This window comes from Nocardia aobensis NBRC 100429, from assembly GCF_000308375.1.
Lineage (GTDB): Bacteria > Actinomycetota > Actinomycetes > Mycobacteriales > Mycobacteriaceae > Nocardia > Nocardia aobensis.
In genome coordinates this window covers 67,889-88,162 of sequence record NZ_BAFQ01000147.1, presented here as the reverse complement: position 1 = coordinate 88,162, position 20,274 = coordinate 67,889, and the positions used below count along the sequence as shown (strand labels likewise).

Annotated in this window: 16 protein-coding genes and 1 tRNA gene; 12 read left to right on the top strand and 5 right to left on the bottom strand. The window is 67.9% G+C overall.

The window, feature by feature from the left end:
• The 4 genes from RJ03_RS19165 to RJ03_RS19150 form a co-directional block, all read left to right on the top strand.
• On the top strand, positions 1–441 hold a 441-nt coding region (locus RJ03_RS19165; protein ID WP_063820408.1), incomplete at its 5' end, for an EVE domain-containing protein.
• The gene (locus RJ03_RS19160) at positions 438–908 is read left to right on the top strand and encodes a MarR family winged helix-turn-helix transcriptional regulator (RefSeq protein WP_232329405.1); all 471 of its coding nucleotides are present in this window, start codon (positions 438–440) and stop codon (positions 906–908) included. The genes RJ03_RS19165 and RJ03_RS19160, both read left to right, overlap by 4 nt.
• Positions 909–1,007: 99 nt before the next feature.
• Complete coding sequence (locus RJ03_RS19155; RefSeq protein ID WP_373281714.1) at positions 1,008–3,161, top strand: ATP-dependent DNA helicase UvrD2; 2,154 nt, start codon at positions 1,008–1,010, stop codon at positions 3,159–3,161.
• Positions 3,162–3,781: 620 nt separating this feature from the next.
• Entirely contained in the window at positions 3,782–4,093 is a 312-nt protein-coding gene (locus tag RJ03_RS19150; protein ID WP_083871097.1) for a WhiB family transcriptional regulator, read from the top strand.
• Positions 4,094–4,214: 121 nt separating this feature from the next.
• Here RJ03_RS19150 and RJ03_RS19145 read toward each other — a convergent pair whose 3' ends face one another.
• Complete coding sequence (locus RJ03_RS19145) at positions 4,215–5,558, bottom strand: ABC1 kinase family protein (protein WP_036504359.1); 1,344 nt, start codon at positions 5,556–5,558, stop codon at positions 4,215–4,217.
• Between the two features lie 242 nt (positions 5,559–5,800).
• On the opposite strand from RJ03_RS19145, the gene RJ03_RS19140 reads away from it, so the two are divergent.
• The 4 genes from RJ03_RS19140 to RJ03_RS19125 are packed head-to-tail and all read left to right on the top strand — an operon-like array spanning position 5,801 to position 9,777.
• Positions 5,801–6,817, top strand: coding sequence for a hypothetical protein (locus RJ03_RS19140; protein ID WP_036504344.1), 1,017 nt, complete (start codon positions 5,801–5,803; stop codon positions 6,815–6,817).
• A gap of 5 nt (positions 6,818–6,822) precedes the next feature.
• Complete coding sequence (locus RJ03_RS19135; RefSeq protein ID WP_036504358.1) at positions 6,823–7,806, top strand: hypothetical protein; 984 nt, start codon at positions 6,823–6,825, stop codon at positions 7,804–7,806.
• Positions 7,807–7,842: 36 nt separating this feature from the next.
• Positions 7,843–9,105 carry an adenylosuccinate synthetase gene (locus RJ03_RS19130; protein ID WP_036504343.1) on the top strand — a complete coding sequence of 421 codons (1,263 nt, stop codon included), beginning with the start codon at positions 7,843–7,845 and terminating at the stop codon, positions 9,103–9,105.
• 9 nt (positions 9,106–9,114) lie between these two features.
• The gene (locus tag RJ03_RS19125) at positions 9,115–9,777 is read left to right on the top strand and encodes an NUDIX hydrolase (protein WP_036504341.1); all 663 of its coding nucleotides are present in this window, start codon (positions 9,115–9,117) and stop codon (positions 9,775–9,777) included.
• Positions 9,778–9,893: 116 nt separating this feature from the next.
• Here RJ03_RS19125 and RJ03_RS19120 read toward each other — a convergent pair whose 3' ends face one another.
• A complete protein-coding gene (locus RJ03_RS19120) occupies positions 9,894–10,799 on the bottom strand; it encodes a TOMM precursor leader peptide-binding protein (protein ID WP_051024872.1) in 906 nt (301 codons plus the stop codon).
• A 235-nt stretch (positions 10,800–11,034) separates the two neighbouring features.
• On the opposite strand from RJ03_RS19120, the gene RJ03_RS19115 reads away from it, so the two are divergent.
• Positions 11,035–12,015 carry an FAS1-like dehydratase domain-containing protein gene (locus RJ03_RS19115; RefSeq protein WP_036504340.1) on the top strand — a complete coding sequence of 327 codons (981 nt, stop codon included), beginning with the start codon at positions 11,035–11,037 and terminating at the stop codon, positions 12,013–12,015.
• 30 nt (positions 12,016–12,045) lie between these two features.
• Here RJ03_RS19115 and RJ03_RS19110 read toward each other — a convergent pair whose 3' ends face one another.
• Positions 12,046–13,557 (bottom strand): zinc-dependent metalloprotease, encoded by a 1,512-nt coding sequence (locus tag RJ03_RS19110; RefSeq protein ID WP_083871092.1) that lies wholly within the window; start codon positions 13,555–13,557, stop codon positions 12,046–12,048.
• A 49-nt stretch (positions 13,558–13,606) separates the two neighbouring features.
• Here RJ03_RS19110 and RJ03_RS19105 point away from each other — a divergent pair, with 49 nt between their 5' ends.
• The gene (locus tag RJ03_RS19105; RefSeq protein ID WP_199195801.1) at positions 13,607–14,632 is read left to right on the top strand and encodes a YlbL family protein; all 1,026 of its coding nucleotides are present in this window, start codon (positions 13,607–13,609) and stop codon (positions 14,630–14,632) included.
• On the opposite strand, the gene RJ03_RS19100 is transcribed toward RJ03_RS19105, so the two are convergent.
• On the bottom strand, positions 14,629–15,276 hold the full coding sequence (locus RJ03_RS19100; protein ID WP_371507228.1) for a PPA1309 family protein: 648 nt from the start codon (positions 15,274–15,276) through the stop codon (positions 14,629–14,631). The two genes, RJ03_RS19105 and RJ03_RS19100, sit on opposite strands and share 4 nt — an antisense overlap.
• Before the next feature lie 134 nt (positions 15,277–15,410).
• On the opposite strand from RJ03_RS19100, the gene RJ03_RS19095 reads away from it, so the two are divergent.
• Positions 15,411–18,422 (top strand): UPF0182 family protein, encoded by a 3,012-nt coding sequence (locus tag RJ03_RS19095; RefSeq protein WP_083871085.1) that lies wholly within the window; start codon positions 15,411–15,413, stop codon positions 18,420–18,422.
• Between the two features lie 189 nt (positions 18,423–18,611).
• On the opposite strand, the gene RJ03_RS19090 is transcribed toward RJ03_RS19095, so the two are convergent.
• Complete coding sequence (locus RJ03_RS19090) at positions 18,612–19,151, bottom strand: transglycosylase family protein (protein ID WP_036504333.1); 540 nt, start codon at positions 19,149–19,151, stop codon at positions 18,612–18,614.
• A gap of 617 nt (positions 19,152–19,768) precedes the next feature.
• Here RJ03_RS19090 and RJ03_RS19085 point away from each other — a divergent pair.
• Positions 19,769–19,842 (top strand) — tRNA-Met (locus RJ03_RS19085).
• Positions 19,843–20,274 lie beyond the last annotated feature (432 nt).

Below are 20,274 nucleotides of genomic sequence, written 5' to 3'. Positions count from 1 at the left end.
TGGCTGGCGGTCGTCTCGCGCGATCACGTGCGTCGCGGGGTGGCGCTCGGCATCGTGCAGGCCAATCACGGCAAGCGTGCCGCGGTCGAACGGATGCGGCCGGGTGACGGACTCGTCTACTACTCGCCCAGAACCGGTATGCGCGAGGGGGAGCCGGTCAAGTCGTTCACCGCGATCGGCACGGTCGACGACGGGCCCGCGTGGCAGGGGGAGGATCCGGGCGGCTGCTTCCGGCCGTGGCGGCGCGCGGTGACCTATCGCCCGCACGCGCACGACATCGCGATCGATACGGTGCGCGGTGATCTCGATCTCACCAGCGTCCCCAACTGGGGCATCGTGTTGCGGCGCGGTGTGGTGGAACTGAGCGCGCGCGATTTCGCGGTCATCTCGCAGGCCATGCTGGGAGAGGACGCGAGCGAGCGGGCGAGGGCGGCCGGGTGAGCGACGAAACCCACTCGCTGCGAACGGAATTCGGTAGTGCCGACGAGAGCCCGGGCCTGTTGTTGTGGCAGGTGACCAACCGGTGGCAGGCGGCGGTGCGCGCGGCGCTGGCCCCGTTCGACCTCACTCACGTGCAGTTCGTGCTCCTGGCCGCGCTGACGTGGTTCGGCGGCTCGAATGCGGACACCCCCATCACGCAGCGCGATCTGGCCGCCCATGCCGCCACCGACCCGATGATGACCTCCCAGGTACTGCGCGCCCTCGAACAGAAGGGCCTGATCGAGCGGCGCGATCATCCGCACGACCGGCGCGCGAAATCCCTGGTACCGACGAAAGCCGGTGTGGCACTGGTGAATCGCGCGATCGTCGCGGTGGAGGACTGCGACCGGGCCTTCTTCGGTCCGTTGCAGGATCGGACTGCCGGCTTCGCCGCGGCATTGCGGACGCTGCGCGACGCACGGAGTTGAGCGACGCTCGCGCCGGCCGAGGGCAACGCGCCGCGCACCCGTGGCACCGGGCAACCGAGGGGCGTCGTCGCGGCGGCGCGGATGTCGGTAGTGCCTGTCATGATGGAGCGCGTGCCTGCCCCGACCTCATCGACCAGCCTGCGGCTCGACGGGCTCGACCCCGAGCAGGCCGCCGCGGTGCGGGCGCCGCGCGGGCCGGTGTGTGTGATCGCGGGAGCGGGCACCGGCAAGACCAGGACCATCACCCACCGCATCGCGCATCTGGTCTCGGCTGGGCATGTGCGCCCCGACCAGGTGCTGGCGGTGACCTTCACGGCCCGGGCGGCCGGTGAGCTGCGGGCCCGGTTGCGCGCGCTCGGCCTGGGTGGTGACGCGCAGACGGTCCAGGCGCGCACGTTCCACGCCGCCGCACTGCGCCAGCTGAAGTACTTCTGGCCCCAGATCGTCGGCGATGTGCCGTGGAAGCTCATCGACTCCAAATTCGCGATCGTCGCCCAGGCCGCCCAGCGCGTGGGCCTGCCGACGGCGACGGAGAACGTGCGTGATCTGGCGGGCGAGATCGAATGGGCGAAGGCCTCGCTCATCGCGCCGGAGGACTACGCCGGCGCCGCCCAGCGTCACCACCGCGACATTCCGTATCAGGCGGACAAGATCGCGGCCGTCTACACCGGCTACGAGACGTTGAAGAACACCCCGGACGGTCTGCTGCTCGATTTCGACGACCTGCTGCTGCACACCGCCGCCGCGCTCGAGGACTACCCGGCCGTGGCCGAGGAGTTCCGCGGCCGCTACCGGTGCTTCGTCGTCGACGAATATCAGGACGTGACCCCGCTGCAGCAGCGCGTCCTCGACGCGTGGCTCGGCGATCGCGACGACCTGACCGTGGTCGGCGACGCCAACCAGACGATCTACTCGTTCACCGGCGCCAGCCCGGCCTATCTGCTCGATTTCTCCCGCCGGTTCCCCGACGCCACCGTCGTCCGGCTGGAACGGGACTACCGGTCGACGCCGCAGGTGGTGTCGCTGGCCAATCGCGTGATCGGCGCCGCACGCGGCCGCATCGCGGGGACCCGGCTGCAGTTGGTCGGGCAGCGCGCCGACGGGCCGGAACCGTCCTTCGCCGAATACGACGACGAGGTCGCCGAGGCCACCGCCGTCGCCAAGGGCATCGCCGGCCTGCTCGGGCGGGGTGTTCCGGCCGCCGAGATCGCCGTGCTGTATCGCATCAACGCCCAGTCCGAGGTGTACGAGCAGGCGCTGACCGAGGCTGGCATTCCCTATCAGGTCCGCGGCGGCGAGGGGTTCTTCCAGCGGGCCGAGGTCCGGCAGGCGGTACAGGCGCTGCGCCAGGCCGGAGCCCGCGACGACCTGCCCGCGGCCCGCGGTCCCGAGGTCGCGACGCTCGTGCGCGCCGTCCTCGCCCGGCTGGGACTCACCGCCGAGGAGCCGGCCGGTGCGCAGGCTCGCGAGCGCTGGTCGTCGCTGGTGGCCCTGGTGCAACTCACCGAGGAGCTCGCCGCCCACGATCCCGCCCTCGAATTCGCCGGGCTGCTACGGGAATTGGCCGTCCGCGCCGAGTCCCGCCACCCACCGACCGTGCAGGGCGTCACCCTCGCCTCGCTGCACGCCGCCAAGGGCCTGGAATGGGATGCGGTCTTCCTGGTCGGGCTGACCGACGGCACCCTGCCCATCGCCCATGTGCTCGGTGAGGGCGGCGCGGTGACCGACGAGGCCGCGCTGGAGGAGGAACGGCGGCTGCTCTACGTGGGCGTGACCCGCGCACGCGAACATCTGCGGTTGTCCTGGGCGCTGTCGCGCGCCGACGGCCGGCGGCGCAACCGGCGCCGCAGCCGATTCCTCACCGGGCTGGTGCCGGAGGATTCCCCGGCGTCGATGGTCGCTCAGCAGGCGGGGACGCGGGGCGGGCGCGGCCGCCGGTTGCCGGTCTGCCGGGTGTGCGGGCGTTCGCTGCTCAATTCCACCGACACGCTGCTCGGGCGGTGTTCAGGCTGTCCGGCCGAGGTCGACACCGAACTGCTCGGCGCCCTGCAGGAATGGCGGCGGCAGCGGGCCGAGGAATTGCAGATCAAACCGTTCGCGGTGGTGAGCGTCAAAACGCTCACCGCGATCGCGGAACAGGTGCCGATGGACGAGGACGCGCTGGCCGCGATTCCGGGCATCGGACAACAGAAGTCGCAGCAGTTCGGTCCGGAGCTACTGGCGATCGTGCGATCACGGGTGCGCAACCGGTGATCCGGCGGGCGTGCCGCGAATGACAAAACCGCAGGTGAAAAATAGGTTGTGCGGTTGTGTATCGCACCCGTAGGGTGGTGATCACGCGCTGGGAGGGCATTCCGGTGCGCACAGTGATCAGTCGGATAACGAGTAGGAGGGAGGTAGACAAAATGAACAACATCGTGACTCTCGCTTCGAGAAGCGTTGTGGCACCGGTGGTTTCTGTCGTGTCCGCCTCCCGGGGGGTCCTCGCCTTGCAGGGGACCGGTCTGTCTGTCGCAAGCATTATCGGTGCTCGACCGCAAGCGCCCGCATATGCAATTGCCGCAGACAAGTCCGAGTGGGGTTGGCATCAGGCACACATCGGTTTCCACACCGACGCAGCCCACGCCTTCGCAGTGGAAGCCGATCGTATGACGGCGAATCTGCAGGCAGTCCGCCTCCGCAACGCACACCCAGCGACCGTGATCAGTAGCCGACATCGAAGTCGGTTCAGGTAGCACCAGCTACCGCAGCCTCCTGGCCACGGATCGCCCGAAGCGAAACCGTGGCCACAGTTCTTTTTCGGCCTCCAGCCACCGGCACCGGTTTCGCGGAAGACAACGAAACGACCGCTGCACGAGCTGAAGGAGCAAGACGTGTCCACCGCGACCGTTACTCGCGCGACATGCCGATCGACCCAGGCCTCGAGGCCGGCCCGCACCCGCGGTGTCGCGCTCGCGCTGCCCTGCCGAGTCGGTGACCCGGACCTGTGGTTCGCCGAAAGCCCCACCCAGCTGGAAGAGGCCAAGACACTGTGCGCTTCCTGCCCGATCCGCAAGGGCTGCCTCGCTGCCGCCCTGGATCGCGGTGAGCCCTGGGGCGTCTGGGGTGGCGAGATCTTCGAACAGGGCGTCGTGATCGCCCGCAAGCGGCCGCGCGGCCGCCCGCGGAAGGTCGCACTGGCGTGATCGGCGCCGGTTCGGGCCGAGCGCGGATCCGCCTCGGCCACTTCTGGGAACACGAGCAAGCCCCGCATCCGATGTCGGATGCGGGGCTTGTCCCATATTCGGCGCCCGGCGGGGCGAAGGATCAACTGGCGCTGCGGTATTCGGCGTAGCCGGGCACCCAGTCGTGCATCAGCTTCATGAACGGCACCTCGGCGTCGAGCTGGGCGCAGATGCCGATCGAACCCATCAGCACCCGGAACACCATGATGTGTTCGGCCGGAAGTTGCAGTGACATACCGGTTTTCATCTCCGGGCGGCTCACATCGGTGGCCTTGCCCGCCACGCGCTGCATCCACTTGCGGGTGAAGTGGAACGAATCCTCGCGGATGGGATCGGTGAACGGGCGCAGATAGTCGGCGATCTCCGCATGCGTGACGGTGCGGCCGGGAATCACCCAGCCGTTGCTGTACATCAGATCGGTCAGTTCCTCGAACCGATCCTCGACCGCCATCGCCACCATCTGGCCGAGTACCGGGGGGAACCCGTCGGGCAGCGGCGCGCAGGCGCCGAAATCCAGCACCGCCAACCGGCCGTCGTCGAGCATCATGAAATTGCCGGGATGCGGGTCGGCGTGCAGCAGTCCGGCCAGGGCGGGGGAGGAGAAGTGGAATTCACCCATCAGCGTTGCCACGCGGTTGCGCAGCTCGACCGTGCCCGCCGGATCCTCCTGGCCTCGTTTGATGATCTTGGACACCGCGGTGCCATCGAGCCATTCGGTGACGATCACCTTCGGCGCCCCGGCCACCACCTTCGGCACCAGGAACCGCGGGTGGCCGTCGAAGGCCTTGGCGAAACGGCGCTGGTTGGCGGCCTCGGTGCGGTAGTCGAGCTCTTCCTCGGTGCGTTCGGTGATCTCGGCGAGGATGGGTTTGACGTCGGCGCCGGGAACGACGGCGCCGATCATGCCGGCCATCCGGTTGAGGGTCTTGAGGTCCGCGCGCAGCGCCTCGTCGGCGCCGGGGTACTGGACCTTCACCGCCACCGTGCGGCCGTCGGACCATTCGGCCTTGTGCACCTGTCCGATACTGGCCGAGGCGGTGGGGGCGTCGTCGAAGGAGCGGAAGCGCTTGCGCCACGCCGTGCCGAGCTGTTGATCCAGCACGCGGTGCACCGCGGCGGCCGGCAGCGGCGGTGCCGCGGCCTGCAGTTTGGTCAGCGCCTCGCGATAATGCTCGCCGAACTCCTCGGGTACGGCGGCCTCCATCACCGACAGCGCCTGCCCGAATTTCATTGCGCCGCCCTTGAGCTCGCCGAGAACGGAGAAGATCTGCTCGGCGGCCTTCTGATTCAACTCGGCATTGATCTCGCCCTTGTCGCCGCCGGCGAGTTTGCGGCCGAACCCCACAGCGGCCCGTCCCGCGATACCGAGTGGAATCTTCGCCAACTTGGCGTTGCGGGATGAGCTACGGCGCACAATCTCAGACACACCCCCATCATGGCTGACCCACCGTGCCGCGTGCCATGTGAATTGCGTGAACTCCACCCCCGGACCGAGACGTGTCATCGGTCACAGTGGGGCCGGTCCAGGCGATCGTCGGTGCGCCCGAGTGCATGAGAAACGGCTCATCCGTGGTGGTCGAGCGGCCGCCGTCCCACGTTTTGGTGGTTTCGACTAAAAGTGGTCCCGGAGGTCTGGCGCCACATGTTTTAGTCATTTAGACTAAAACTATGACGACAACGCGAGAGGCCGTGTCGGCCATCCGGGAGGTGCGACGCCCGGAAGATCTGTTCGGCGCGGCGACAACGGATTCCGCCGCTCGCCGCACCGCGCATCGGACGTATCTGCGGCTGGCCGCCGCGCTGCATCCGGATCGGGTGCCCGCCGCCGAGGCCGACCAGGCCACCACGGTTTTCGTTCGCCTCGGCGAGCTGTACCGGAGCTGGCTCGCGGCCGGGCAGGCCGTCGAGGTGTGTGGCGGGCGGGGGCGATATCGCCTCGGTGCGGTGCATGCCCGCGGTTCCGTCGCGGACGTGTACCGCACCGATTCGGCGGCAGTGGTGAAGATCGCACGGCGCCCGGCCGCGAATTCGCTGCTGGCGAACGAGCGGAACGCGCTGACGGATATCGCCGCGCTCACCGGGGAGCACGAGTGGCTGGCGCCGTACTTTCCGCGCCTGATCGACTCCGTCGACCACACCGATATCGACTCCGGCGAGGTTCGCGCGATCAATGTGCTCGACGCGCTGACCGACGGGTTCGTGACACTGGCCCAGGTCCGCGCCGCCTTTCCGCGCGGGCTCGACCCGCGCGACTACGCCTGGATGCACCGGCGGCTGCTGCGCTGCCTGGCCGGCGCCGCGACCGCGCAGTGGGTGCACACCGCCGTCTCCGCGGAGAACGTGCTCATCCATCCGCGGCTGCACGGGGTGGTGCTGGTCGGCTGGTCGTTCGCTACCCGGCCCGGGCGCGTGCCCGCGGCCACGCCGGCCTCGATCGACTATCCGCCCGAAATCGGCACCGGGGTCTGCCCGCGCACCGATGTGTATCTGGCCCACCGGCTGCTGCTCACCATGCTCGGCGCCCGCGCGCCCGCGCCGATGCGCGCCTTCGCCGAGGGATGCCTGCAATCGGCACCGAGGCTGCGGCCCGACGCCCGCACCCTGCTCGACGAATTCGACGACCTGCTCGACCGGCTGTACGGCGCCCGCCGCTTCCGGCCGTTCGAACTACCGAAAGGACAGTGATCACCATGGGATACGGACAGTGGGACGACAGCGCCTACGACGCCGCCCGCACCTTCCGCGCCGCCCGCGGACTCGACGACTTCGGCTACACCGCCGACATGCGGGCCAAGCCCTATACGAAATGGGTCGCCCATCCGCTGCTCGACCCCTTCGGCGTCGGAGCGCGTGAGTCGCGCGACTCCGCCGAGCACGGGGCCTCGCTGCCGATCGCGGTGCTGTTCGACGTCACCGGGTCGATGGGGCGGGTCCCGCGCATCATGCAGGAGAAACTGACTACCCTGCACGGACTGCTGCAGCGCAAGGGGTACGCCGAGGATCCGCAGATTCTGTTCGGCGGGATCGGCGATGCCGACTGTGATCGGGTGCCGCTGCAGATCGGGCAGTTCGAATCCGACAATCGGATGGACGAACAGTTGCGGCTGATTCTGCTCGAAGGCGGCGGAGGCGGACAGAAATCCGAAAGTTACGAGCTGGCAGCGTATTTCATGGCGCGGCACACGGCGACCGATGCGTGGGACAAGCGCGGACGCAAGGGGTATCTGTTCATCGTGGGCGACGAGCTGAACAAGCCGCGCCTCGCCGCCGGGCACGTGCGTCGGGTGATCGGCGACGATGTGCCCCAGGACATTTCGGTTCCCTCGATCTACCGCGAGCTGGCCGATCGGTGGCATGTGTATTACATCCTGCCGAATCAATCCCACTACTACACCGATCCGGAAATCCTCGAGCACTGGCGGGGAGTGCTCGGGGAGCGGGTCCTGCGCCTGGACGATCCGGCGGCGGTGTGCGGACTCATCGCCCTGACGATCGGCATCGGCGAGGACCGCGTGGATCTGGGTGCCGGGCTGGCCGATCTGCGCGATATCGGGTCCGCCGACGCCGCCGTCGTCGTCGGTAAGGCACTGGCCCCGATCGGTACTCCCGTCGGTCATCGCACCGCGGGCGCGCTGCCGGCGGCGACCCCGGGCGCCGACGACGTCCGGTTCTGACCGCGAATTCGATCCGAAAAGCGAAGGGAAATAACCATGTTCGGCGACCGGCATGTGATCGTGGTCGATCTGGGATTCGGCGACGCCGGGAAAGGCGCCACCGTGGATTGGCTGTGCTCGCCACAGGCCGGCTTGGACGTCGCAGCCGTCGTGCGCTTCAACGGCGGCGCGCAGGCCGCGCACACCGTGATCGCCGACGGCCGGCGACACACCTTCCGGCAGTTCGGATCGGGCACGCTGTCGGGCGTGCCGACAGTTCTGTCGCGGCACGTGCTCGTGGATCCGATCGCCCTGGCCGCCGAGGCCGAAGCGCTGACCGCACTGGGCGTCGCCGATCCGCTGGGCTCGATCTTCGTCGACGAGCGGGCGCTGCTGACCACTCCGATCCACGGAGCCGCCAACCGCTGCCGGGAGGATGCGCGGGGTGCCGCCCGGCACGGTTCCTGCGGGATGGGCATCGGGGAGACCGTGCGCTACGCCCTCGAGCACGATGCGCCCCTGGTCCGGGACTGTCGCACTCCAGATGTCCTGCGCCGCAAACTGATCGCGCTGGAGCGGCACTTCGCACCGCTGCTGGCGAGTGGGCGCCACGGCTACGAACCGATCGACGCCCTGGTCGACGCCTATACGGAATTCGCGCGGTCGGTGGCGCTGGTGCCGGGTGAACAACTCGCGGTATTCGCCGCCGCGGGCCGGCTGATCTTCGAGGGCGCCCAGGGCGTGCTGCTCGACGAATGGCGGGGTCTGCATCCCTACACCACCTGGTCGACGGTGGAGCCCCGCCATGCCCGCGCCATGCTGGCGCGGATCGGGGAACCGGGCACGGTCCTCGGAGTGACACGCGCGTACCAGACTCGCCACGGCGCGGGCCCCTTTCCGACCGAGGATGCGGCATTGTCGATCCCGGAGCCGCACAACGCCACCGGCCCGTATCAGGGCGTCTTCCGCGTCGGGCATCTGGATCCGATCCTGCTGCGCTATGCCGTGGAGGCGTGTGGGGGAATCGACGCGCTCGCCGTCAACCATCTGGATCTCGTGGCGGCTCGCGACGATATGCGCACCGCCGCAGGGTATTTCGCCCCGGACGGATATCGGGACCGGCTCGATTGTGGTTCCTGGCGGGATCTGAACCATCAGCGGTGGTTGACCGGCCTCGTCGCGCACAGCACCCCGGATCTCGTACCGCTGCCGGCGGATGTTCCGGAATTCCTGGAACGCCGGCTGGGCGCGCCCGTGGTGCTGACCGGGTACGGGCCCGATCGTGCCGATCGCGTGGCCCGGGTCGCGGCTGCGGCATGATGGTTCGCCGTGGAGCAGCAATCCGCCGTATCGCTCGATGTCGTCGCGCTTCGGTTCGGCGACGACGACACGACCGCGACCTTCGCAGTGGCGCCCCGGCAGTGGGATCCGTTCGCGGGCGAACTCGCCCTGCCGGGTGTGCTGCTCGGCCGCGGTGAGCGGCTCGCGACGGCGGCACGCCGCGCGGTACACAGCAAACTGGGTGTGCCCGACGATGCGATCCTCGCCGTCGGGCAACTGGTCACTTTCGACGAGCCGAATCGCGATCCGCGCGGTCCGACGCTCTCGATCGCGATGTGGGCGGTTCTCAATAATGATGAAACCGGCAGCATCGCACCCTTTCCCGGTGTGCAATGGGTTCCGTTCGACGACGTTCCGCCGCTGGCCTTCGACCACAACATGATCGTCGAGGTCGCCCGCGAACGACTCGCCGACATGCTGTGGAAAGACCTTGCGTTCACCCGCCCGCTGATCGGCGAGCAGTTTCCCGCCACGCGCGCGGTCGCCCTCGCGACCGCGTTGTCCGGCGCTCGTCCCGACCCGGGCAACCTCAACCGCACCCTGGCCGCGATCCCCGGGCTCACCCGCACCGGGGAACGGATGCGAACCAAGGCCACCGGACGTCCCGCGGCAGTCTGGTCTTTCACCGACTCGGCCTCCGACGAGCGCTGAGCCGACGACCCCAACCCACCTCATGGCCGAGGCGACGACGGCCCGGCCCCGGCGCGCGACGGTAGCGACATCATCGAGGCGAGATCCTGTCACCGCCCGAGCCATCTTCGTCGCGCTCATACCTGTCCTCCGGCGACGGAGACCGTGCGATCGCCGTCCGGCGCTTCGGCCCCCGTGGCGGCGATTCGGCGGCAGGCGCAGTCGGCGTGCGGGGTCCAGCGACGCCGGGCGATGCGCCTGGTGTGCGGATCCAATTCCAGTGTGGTGTCCAGGGTTCGGGGCGGGTCGTCGGCGGCGCCCTCGATAATCGATTCGATTTCGCGCAAAGTCAGGGCGGCGGTGGCGGCAATGGTGGCGGGGGAGGCGTAGCCGGTCCGGCCGAGCAGCTGCGCCGCCAAATGCGGCCATTCGGCGTCGAATTCGGTGCGGGTCAGATCGGCGCAGCGCAGACAGCTGGTGCCGCCGGGTAGTACCAGCGGCCCGATCACACCGTGCCCGTCGCGGATGCGCACCTGCAGGTGCGGGATTCGGCGCACCAGCAGCATGCTGACCAACTCCGGCACCGGGACCAGCGCGTCGGTGAGAATCACTAGATCGGAGGTCGGCAGCGAATCCGATGTGCCGCTGCGGTATTCGCTCGACCGCGTCGGCGTGATGCCCAGTTGCCGGATACCGCTGTGCAGCGCATCCGCCAGGGGCCCGCGGCCGTGTACATGCACCGTCCGCACGCGAGTGCGGCGGGCCTGCGGCCGGATCAGCAGTCCGGCCGCGTCGATATCTCGTAGTAGTTCCAGGGCCACGCCACCGAGGCCGAGTTGCCCGGCCTCCCACAGGAGCCGGGGATGGCTGTGCAGTCCGTCGAGCAGCCGGACGAACGCGACGACCGCATCGGTGTCGACGGCGGGCGGGTGCAGGAGTACCGCGCGTTCGGGATCCCAACCCAATTGCACCGCCCCCGAGGGCCGGCGCAGAACCGCCACCCGCGGATGCAACATCGGTCCACGTGCGTGTGACAACGTCATGGGCTCAGTATTGTCGCCGGGCCGAGGCACGCCCGCCGGAAAACTGCTGGTTATCCACAGGTTCGGCGTTGTCCACAGGGCGCTTCGGGCGATCTCACAGCATCACTGTGAACGCACCGTCTCACAAATCTGGCCGACGACTCGCCGTGAATTTTCCAGACCGGCGCGGAGAGTGCTAACGCCGGGCCACCGGCGGCCGACAATCGGGTCGATTCGGGTCGGTTAAAGGAGCAATATGGTCAGCGCATCCCTCGGCGTGCCACCGGTGGCGTCGCTGCACGGCGAACATCGGTTTCGAACCCGCGGCGATCGGCCGATCGCCGCGGACACGATTCGCGAGTACGCCCGGGCGATAGGCGCCATCGACCCCATCCACCGCGACGAACGTGCCGCCGCCGCGCGCGGATTCGATGCCCTGGTAGCCCCGCCGACCTTCGCCACCACGGTGTGGATGCGCGCCGAGGAACGCACGCTGGACGCACTCGTCCCGGGCTTTCACAGCGGGTGCGTCGTGCACGCCGACCGCACGCTGGAAATCGTGCGCCCGCTGCTGGCCGGCGACCGCATCAGCTGCGAAATCGGATTCGAATCCTTCCGCCACTACCGCGACTACGACGTGGTCTCGGTGACCACCCTGTTGCGCGACGACGACGGTCAGGTCGTGACCAGCGGCTCCTCCACCCTGCTGGTGCACACCCAGCCCGGAACCTGTGCGCGATCCGGTGCGTCCCAACGGCCGCACGATCTCGAACCGGTCCCGGCGCAACGGCGTCTGCGCACGCCGCAGCGGGACCGGATCCAACCGTCGCTACCGCGTCCGATCGTCGACCTCGGCCCGCTGGCGGTCGGCGCGGATCTGCCCGCCGACACCGTCACGGTCGCGGCCGACGATGTGGTGCGCCACGCCGGCGTCGTGGATCCGCACCGATCCGGCACCACGACGGGGGCAGTGCCGGGCATGCTGACGCTCGGCCTGGTCGCCGGCTATCTCGGCCGCTGGCTCGGCGATCCGACCGCACTGACGAAACTGCGGGTGCAATACGCGCCCAAGATGCACTATCTGCCCGTCGACTCCGACGCTCCGGCGTCGATCCTGTTCGGCGGTCAGGTCGGCTGGCTCAGTTCACGTCGCCGCATGGTGACCGTCGTGGTCGACGCATTGTCCAAGGGGCGCAAGCTGTTCGGCTACGCGACCGCCGAAGCGCGACTGGGCTGAACCGCGCCGCCCGGACTGCGCCGCCGACAATCAGCGATCCTCGTTGTCTCCGCGCTCGTCGTCGGCGTCGGACGGATTCGCGCCCGAAGTGGAATCGCCCTGGGCGGCAGTGCCTTCTGTGTCCTTGTCGCCGTCCGTGTCCTTGTCGCCGTCCGCGTCCTTGTTCGGCCGCTCCTGTTGCGCCGCAGCGCCTTCGCGGCGTTCACGCGCCTCGGTCTCGGCCAGCTGCGCCAGCGGATCGTCGAAAACGTTGGCGCCGCCACCGATCACACCGTCGATGAAACCGCTCGGCTTGTCGAGATCCTCGGAACTGGGCAGCAGATCCGGATGCGCCCACACCGCGTCGCGCGCCGACATCCCCGCGTCGGTGGTCAGCCGCTGCCACAGTGTGGCGGCCTCCCGCAGCTTGCGCGGACGCAGCTCCAAGCCGACCAGGGTGGCGAAGGTCTGCTCGGCCGGACCGCCGGTGGCGCGGCGGCGCCGCAGCGTCTCGGCCAGCGCGCCCGCACCGGGCAGCCGGTCGCCGACGGCCTCGGCCACCACGACCTGAACCCAGCCCTCGATCAGCGCCAGCAGCGTTTCCAGCCGCTCCAGCGCGGCCTTCTGCTCGGGGGTGGTCTGCGGTTCGAAGGTGCCCTGCGACAGCAGTTCCTCGAGTTTCGACGGATCGGTCAGCGACATCGGATCGATGTTCTGCGCGGCCTCCTCGATCGCGGAGAAGTCCATCCGGATGCCACGCGCGTAATCCTCGACCGCGCCCAGCACCTGCTGCCGCAGCCACGGCACATGGGCGAACAGCCGCTGGTGGGCGGCCTCTCGGGCGGCCAGATAAACCAGGATCTCGCTTTCGGGAAGCTCCAGGCCCTTGCTGAATTCGCTGATCGCGCTGGGCAGCAGCGCCGCGGTTCCGGCCGGACCCAGCGGCAGCCCGATATCGGTGGAGGTCAGTACCTCCTGGGCGAGCTGTCCCAGCGCCTGTCCCAGCTGCGAGCCGAAGGCCAGACCGCCCATCTGCCCGAGCATGCCGAGCATCGGCCCGGCGAACTGCTTGGCCTCCTCCGGCAGTGTCGAACTCCACATACCCGAGACCTGCTCGGCGACCGGATCACACAGCCGCTTCCAGGTCGGCAGTGTCTGCTCGATCCAATCGTTGGGCGACCAAGCGACCGTCTTGGTCGCCCCGGCGGGCAGGGTGGTCGCCGCGTCCAACCACAACTCGGCCAGATGCGCGGCATCGCTGACGGCGCGCTGCGCACCGTCGGTGATCGGCGCGACCGTCGAACCGAGTTGCTGGCGAGCCAGCCGCTTGGCGACGTCGTAGTTGACCGGGCTCGCCTGGCCGCCCGGCTGGCTCATGGTGGAGAACATCTGCCCGAGCGAGGTCAGCATCTGCCCGAAGGCCGCGGGATCGAATCCGGCCGCGCCCGAAGACCCCATACCGAAGGCGAAGGGGTTGTTCGCTCCGGAACCGGCCTGATCGTCACGCTTGTCACGGTCGGGATCGTCGTCGCGGTTCGAGAATCCGAAGGGCACGTCGCTCATGCCCCAAGGCTACGCGGATGGTGATCGTGGAGCCGCTACTGTGGGCCGGGTGAATCGTCGGATCATCACCTTGATAGCGGCTCTGGTGCCCGTGCTCGTCCTCGGTGTGGTGGGCAGTGCGGTGACGGTGCCGTTCGTCGCTCTCGGCCCTGGTCCCACCTTCAATACCCTCGGTGAGGTGGAGGGCAAGCAGGTCGTCGCGGTGCAGGGTGCCGCGGTGGATCCGACCTCGGGACACCTGAACATGACGACGGTGTCCGTTCGCGACGGGCTGAATATATTCGAGGCGATGGGCTTGTGGGTGGACGGCCGCTACGGCCTGGTGCCGCGCGCCGAGGTCTACCCGCCCGGCGTTCCCCGCGACCAGGTGGACAAGTCCAACCAGGCCGATTTCAAGGAATCCGAGGACAACGCCGAACTGGCCGCGCTGAACTTCCTGAAGTATCCGACCAAGGTCCAGGTGCGCGTGGTGGCCGACGACGGCCCGGCCAAAGCGGTGCTGCAGAAGGGGGACGAACTGGTGAGCGTGAACGGGAAACCGATCACGACCTCCAAGGACGTGATCGACGCGGTGCAGGGGGCGGCCCCGGGCACGACGATCCCGATGGTGATCCGCCGCGGCGGCGTGGAACAGACGGTCGAGGTGAAACTCGGTGCGCGCCCGGACGATTCGAACAAGGCCTACCTCGGCGTCACCCCGCAGGAGGTGCCTGCCGGTCCGCTGCAGGTCGATTTCAACCTCGCCGATATCGGTGGCCCCTCGGCCGGTCTGATGTTCAGCCTGGCACTGGTCGACAAGCTCAGTCCCGGCGAGCTCAACGGCGGACGCTTCGTCGCCGGCACCGGAACCATCGATCCGCAGGGCAAGGTCGGCCCGATCGGCGGTATCCAGTACAAGATGATCGCGGCCCGCGACGCCGGTGCGGAGACCTTCCTGGTCCCCGCCGACAACTGCAACGAGGCTCGCCAGCGCACTCCGGACGGCCTGAAACTGGTGAAGGTCGACACGTTGTCCACCGCGGTGCAGTCGCTCGACGACATCAACGCCGGACGTCCCGCCCCCAGTTGCGGTTAGTCCGGCTCGTTCTCGAGCGTGTGGCGCAGCGCGTCGATCAGGTTGGGGGCCAGATTCGGCGCGGTGCGCAGATCCAGATCGGGGAACGCCTCGTCCTCTTCGGGGCGTAACTGCAACAGGCACAACGAGACTCCGTCGCGCAGCACACCGGCGTAGAGCCGGGCGTCGCGGCGCTCGGGATGAGTCTGCGCGGCGTCGCGACCGGCGCGGTCGGCGGCGTCGCGGTCGGCCAGCAGCGGTGCGATGGCCTCGTCGAGCGTGTGTTCGGCGTTCGGCGGCAGCACCACGATCTGCTGGACCAGCACCACCCCCTCGACGGCGGGCGGCCAGCTGGTGGTGGCGAGGAATTCGTCGAGGGCCATCGAATCGCCGCTCAGATCGTCGGGAAGCGGTTCCTGGGCGATGGGAGTCAATGCGGCCCCGTCGTCGAGCTGATCCTCGAGCGTCGGCTCGGCGGCCACCAGGTCGGCGGTCGGTACCAGCGCGAACAACTGCGGCGGCTGATCCCAGCCCTCGGTGTCGGCGAACTCGGCCACGTCCCGGATACAGCGGTACAGGGCGGAGGAGGGATTGTCCACAGTCACGGCCGACACTGTACGTCCACCACGAGCGCCCGCGTCCCCGCCACGGCATACCGGAGCCATCGCGATCCAAGCCGTCCCGTTTTACGTAGAGTGGGGCGCGAGAGACGGTCCGCAGGGACCGGACGCATCATCGGACTGCGGTGTATCGGCCGACAATCGCTTCGGTACGCCGCCGGACCTGGGAGAGTGGCATCGTGGGCATGCGCCCCCCGACAGGCTTACCTTCGCTGTCTCGACGCAGCCGGATATTGCTGATCACCGCGCTCGTGATTGCGGCGTTGCTGCTGGTCGGCCCGCGGTTGACCGACGCGTACACCAACTGGTTGTGGTTCGGCGAGGTCGGCTTCCGCCAGGTGTTCACCACGGTGCTCGTCACCCGGCTTCTGTTGTTCCTCATCGTCGCGGTCGTGGTCGGGGCACTGGTCTGGCTGGCGCTGCTGGCCGCCTACCGCACCCGCCCGGTCTTCGTCCCGGTGTCCGGTCCCAGCGATCCGATCGCGCGCTACCGCACCACCGTGATGGGCCGGTTGCGACTGTTCGGCATCGGCATCCCGGTACTGGTCGGCCTGCTGTCGGGTCTGGTCGCGCAGTCGAGCTGGGTCACGGTGCAGCTGTTCCTGCACGGCGGCTCGTTCGGGATCAAGGATCCGCAGTTCCACATCGACGTCGGTTTCTACGCCTTCGATCTGCCGTTCTACAAGCTGCTGCTGAACTGGCTGTTCGTGGCCGTGGTGATCGCGTTCTTCGCGAACCTCGTCACGCACTACATCTTCGGCGGGCTGCGGCTGTCCGGTCGGGAGGGCACGCTGACCCGCCCGGCCCGCATCCAGCTCGCGCTGATCGCGGGCACGTTCGTGGTGCTGAAGGCGGTCGCCTACTGGTTCGACCGGTACTCGCTGCTGTCGAGCACCCGCAAGGAGCCCACCTTCACGGGCGGTTCCTACACCGATATCAACGCGGTGCTGCCGGCCAAGCTGATCCTGATGTCGATCGCGATCATCTGCGCGGTCGCGTTCTTCGCCGGGGTGGTGCTGCGCGATCTGCGCGTGCCCGCGATGGCGGCCGCGCTGCTGTTGCTGTCGTCGATCCTGGTCGGCGCGGTGTGGCCGCTGGTGGTCGAGCAGTTCGAGGTGCGCCCGAACGCCGCCACCAAGGAAGCGACCTATATCGAACGCAACATCACGGCGACCCGGCAGGCCTACGGACTCACCGACGACAAGGTCTCCTACGTCGACTACAAGGGTTCGCAGACCAAGGATCCGGGATCGATTCCGGCCGACCAGCAGACCATCGGCAATATCCGGCTGCTCGATCCGAATCTGCTGACCCAGACCTTCATCCAGCGCCAGCAGCTGCAGAACTTCTACGGCTTCCCGGACCCGCTGGACATCGACCGCTACACCATCAACGGCGAGAAGCAGGACTACATCGTCGCCGCCCGCGAACTGGTGCCGCAGAACCTGTCCGGTAACCAGACCGACTGGATCAACAAGCACACCGTCTACACCCACGGCGACGGCTTCGTCGCGTCCCCGGCCAACCGGGTGAACGTGGCCCCGCCGAAGGAAACTCAGCAGGCCGCCACCGGCGCCGGCACCAGCAGCTCCAGCGGCGGGTACGGATATCCGGTCTTCAACGTCGGCGACAAGTCGACGGTGAGCGATCTGTTCACGCCGAAGGACAAGCAGGCCATCCCGGTCGATCAGCCGCGCATCTACTACGGCGAGATGATCTCCAAATCCGATGCCGACTACGCGATCGTGGGCGGCAACAACCAGCCGCCGCGCGAATACGACACCGGCACCGATCAGTACACCTACACCGGCAAGGGCGGTGTCCCGATCGGCAACTGGTTCAACCGCCTCGCCTTCGCCGCCAAGTACGCCGAACGCAACATCCTGTTCTCCGGCGCCATCGGCTCGGATTCGAAGATCATCTACAACCGCGATCCGCGCAGCCGCGTGCAGCAGGTGGCACCGTGGCTGACCACCGACGGCGACATGTATCCGGCGGTGGTGAACGGGCGCATCCTCTGGATCGTCGACGCCTACACCACGCTGGACAACTTCCCCTATGCGCAACGCACCTCGCTGGAAGGCGTGGTCGAGGACAGCATCGACCAGAACACCGGTCGCACGCTGCCGCGCAAGGAGGTCAGCTACATCCGCAACTCCGTCAAGGCCACGGTCGACGCCTACGACGGCACGGTCAACCTCTACGACGTGGATCCCACCGATCCGGTGCTCAACGCCTGGCGCGGGGTGTTCCCGAACTCGGTGAAGCCGCAGAGCGAGATCTCGCCGGAGCTGGCCGCGCACTTCCGGTATCCGGAGGATCTGTTCAAGGTGCAGCGCGAGATGCTGGCGCGCTACCACGTGAACGATCCGCGCGAGTTCTTCACCAACAACGCGTTCTGGTCGGTCCCCAACGATCCGACCTCCGACACCCCGACCAACGCGCATCAGCCGCCGTACTACGTGCTCATCGGCGATCCGAAGACCGGTCGGCCGCAGTTCAATCTGACCAGTGCGATGGTCGGCTTCAAACGCCAATTCCTCGCGGCCTACATCCAGGTGGCGGCGGATCCGGAGAACTACGGCAAGTTCACGGTGCTCAAGCTGCCGACGGATTCGCAGACGCCGGGCCCGCAACAGGTTCAGACGTCGATGACCACCGATGCCCGGGTCTCGAACGACCGGACATTGCTGACCGGTGGTAACACCAACAAGATCAAATACGGGAATCTGCTCACCCTGCCCATCGGCGAGGGCGGCATCCTCTACGTCGAACCCTGGTATCTGGAGCGCAACAGCGGACCGACCACGGCGTCGTTCCCACAGTTGGTGAAGGTCCTGGCCTCCTACGGCGACAAGGTGGGCTATCAGTCCACGCTGGGCGATGCCCTCAACGACGTCCAGGACGGATTGGGCGCCGCGACGACGCAGCAGCCCGGGCAGGCGGCGATCAACCCGCCCGGCCAGCAGGGCAGTACCTCACCACCGCCGTCGAACCAGAACACTCCGCCGCCCTCCTCGACGCCGCCGCCCACGACCGGGTCGGCGGGCAAGGATGCCGCGGTCAAGGAGCTCAACGACGCCCTGAAGGGGGTCGAGGACGCGCAGAAGTCCGGTGACCTCGGGCAGTTGGGCAAGGCGCTGGAAGGTCTGCAGAAGGCCATCGACGCCTACAACAAGGCCGGCGGTTAGCGGCGGCCGGTGATCGACGACGACGGCGCCCCGGATGATCCGGGGCGCCGTTCGCATTCGGCTTGCACAATCGCCTTCGGCCCCACGACGGCTTTCGGCCCCCGAACGACTTTCGGCGCTGCCATCACGAGGATGGCAGCGCCGAAAGTGTTCGGGTCGCAGCGTGCGCGGAATCTACCGCGCCGCGGCTCAGCGGCCCAGGGAGTCGATCAGACCGCTGTTCTGCTCGAGGATCTGCTGGAACTGGTGACCCACACCGAACCGCTGCGCGGCCTGCTGGCCGGCGTCGGTGGCCTTGTTGATCAGGTCCTGGCGATCGTTCGGCAGCTGCACCGGAGCGGTCGGCTCGGGCTGCGGGGCCGGGGCCGGCTGGCTCTCCTCGGCGGGCGCGTAGCGCAGGTACTGGCCGCATACCGGCCAGGCGCCGGGGCCCTGGGTCTGCAGCACGTTCTCCGCGACGCGGATCTGCTCGTCCTTGCTCGCGTTCTGCGGCGAGCCGTTGCCACCGTTGGCGCTCCAGGTGGACTGCGTGAACTGCAGACCGCCGTAGTAGCCGTTACCGGTGTTGATATTCCAGTTGCCGCCGCTCTCGCACTGCGCGACACCGTCCCAGTCGTGGGCGGGCGCAGCCGAAGCAGTGGTGGAAGCTGCGAACGGGACGGCAACAAGGGCGCCGGCGACGGCGGCGAAGCCGAGGGCGCGACTGCTGATCTTCCGGTTCTTGTTCATGGTGGTGTCCCTCCCTGCGCCCGCCGGCCCGGCGATGTTCCGCCGCGTCCCTGCCCCCAGGAGGTCGGGGATCCCCGAACCGCGGGGCAGGGTTGCCGGTGTGCAGCGGTTCGGGTCTGGATGCCCATCACGGGTTCGATCCGGGCCGCACTCGACCATAACGAACAGATCTCGGCAGATCACGTCTTGATAACAGAGACAATTGCATGAAGCGAATAACCGGATTCGAGCGTTGATGCAGGTTGGCTATGCCATGTTCGGACATTCCGGTCGTTCGTTATGCGGCCGTTATGTGCGGTGAATCACGTGAAAATAGTGGTCCGGGTCACGTTTTCCTGGCCTGCTTTTTGGAAACGCGCGCGTTTCCCACGCGAGTTCTCCTCATTCGAGGTGTTGCGAGGCTTCTGTATCGAGCCGCCGGTTCGTCCGATTCGGGCTTCGTGTGTGAGATTTCGGCGGTCGGTGTCGATGTGGTCAGCGAGCGTGGCCGGCCGGTATTTCGCGGGCGGGAAGCTGTGGCGGCCGACGGTCGAGATCGCGTCGATGCTCGTCCAAACCGGTCCTGACCACCGGATTTGCTACGTCTGTCGACTCGTGTGTAATGTTGTGTTCACCGACGCGGGGTGGAGCAGCTCGGTAGCTCGCTGGGCTCATAACCCAGAGGTCGCAGGTTCAAATCCTGTCCCCGCTACTAGTGAAGAGGTCCCGGAACCAGAAGGTTCCGGGACCTTTTTCGTTTCCGTCGGGGGTCTGGCGGGTTGTGGCTCCGACACGGCGAACCCGCAGGCAGTGCGCGGTTTTCGGCCTCGATACCGATCGCCGGGCAGCGGCGTACATCACACTATTCCCACTGCTGGCAAGACTCGGAACGGCCAAATACTGTTCAGTAACTATGAGTCCTGTGCTGTTGTACGAACCCCGAAAGGGATCCTTGTGATAGATCACGGCGCCGTCGCGTAGATGCGGCGTACGCATCCCGCTCGGGCACTACCTCTTCTCCGCGCGCCTCGACACTCCGGCATACCTTCGGTTGCCGTACGAAATCCGGCATATCGGAGCGGACGGCCTCGTCTGCTCCGAGGCGAATCCGGCTGCGTGTGGAGGACGCTCATATATCGTTCGG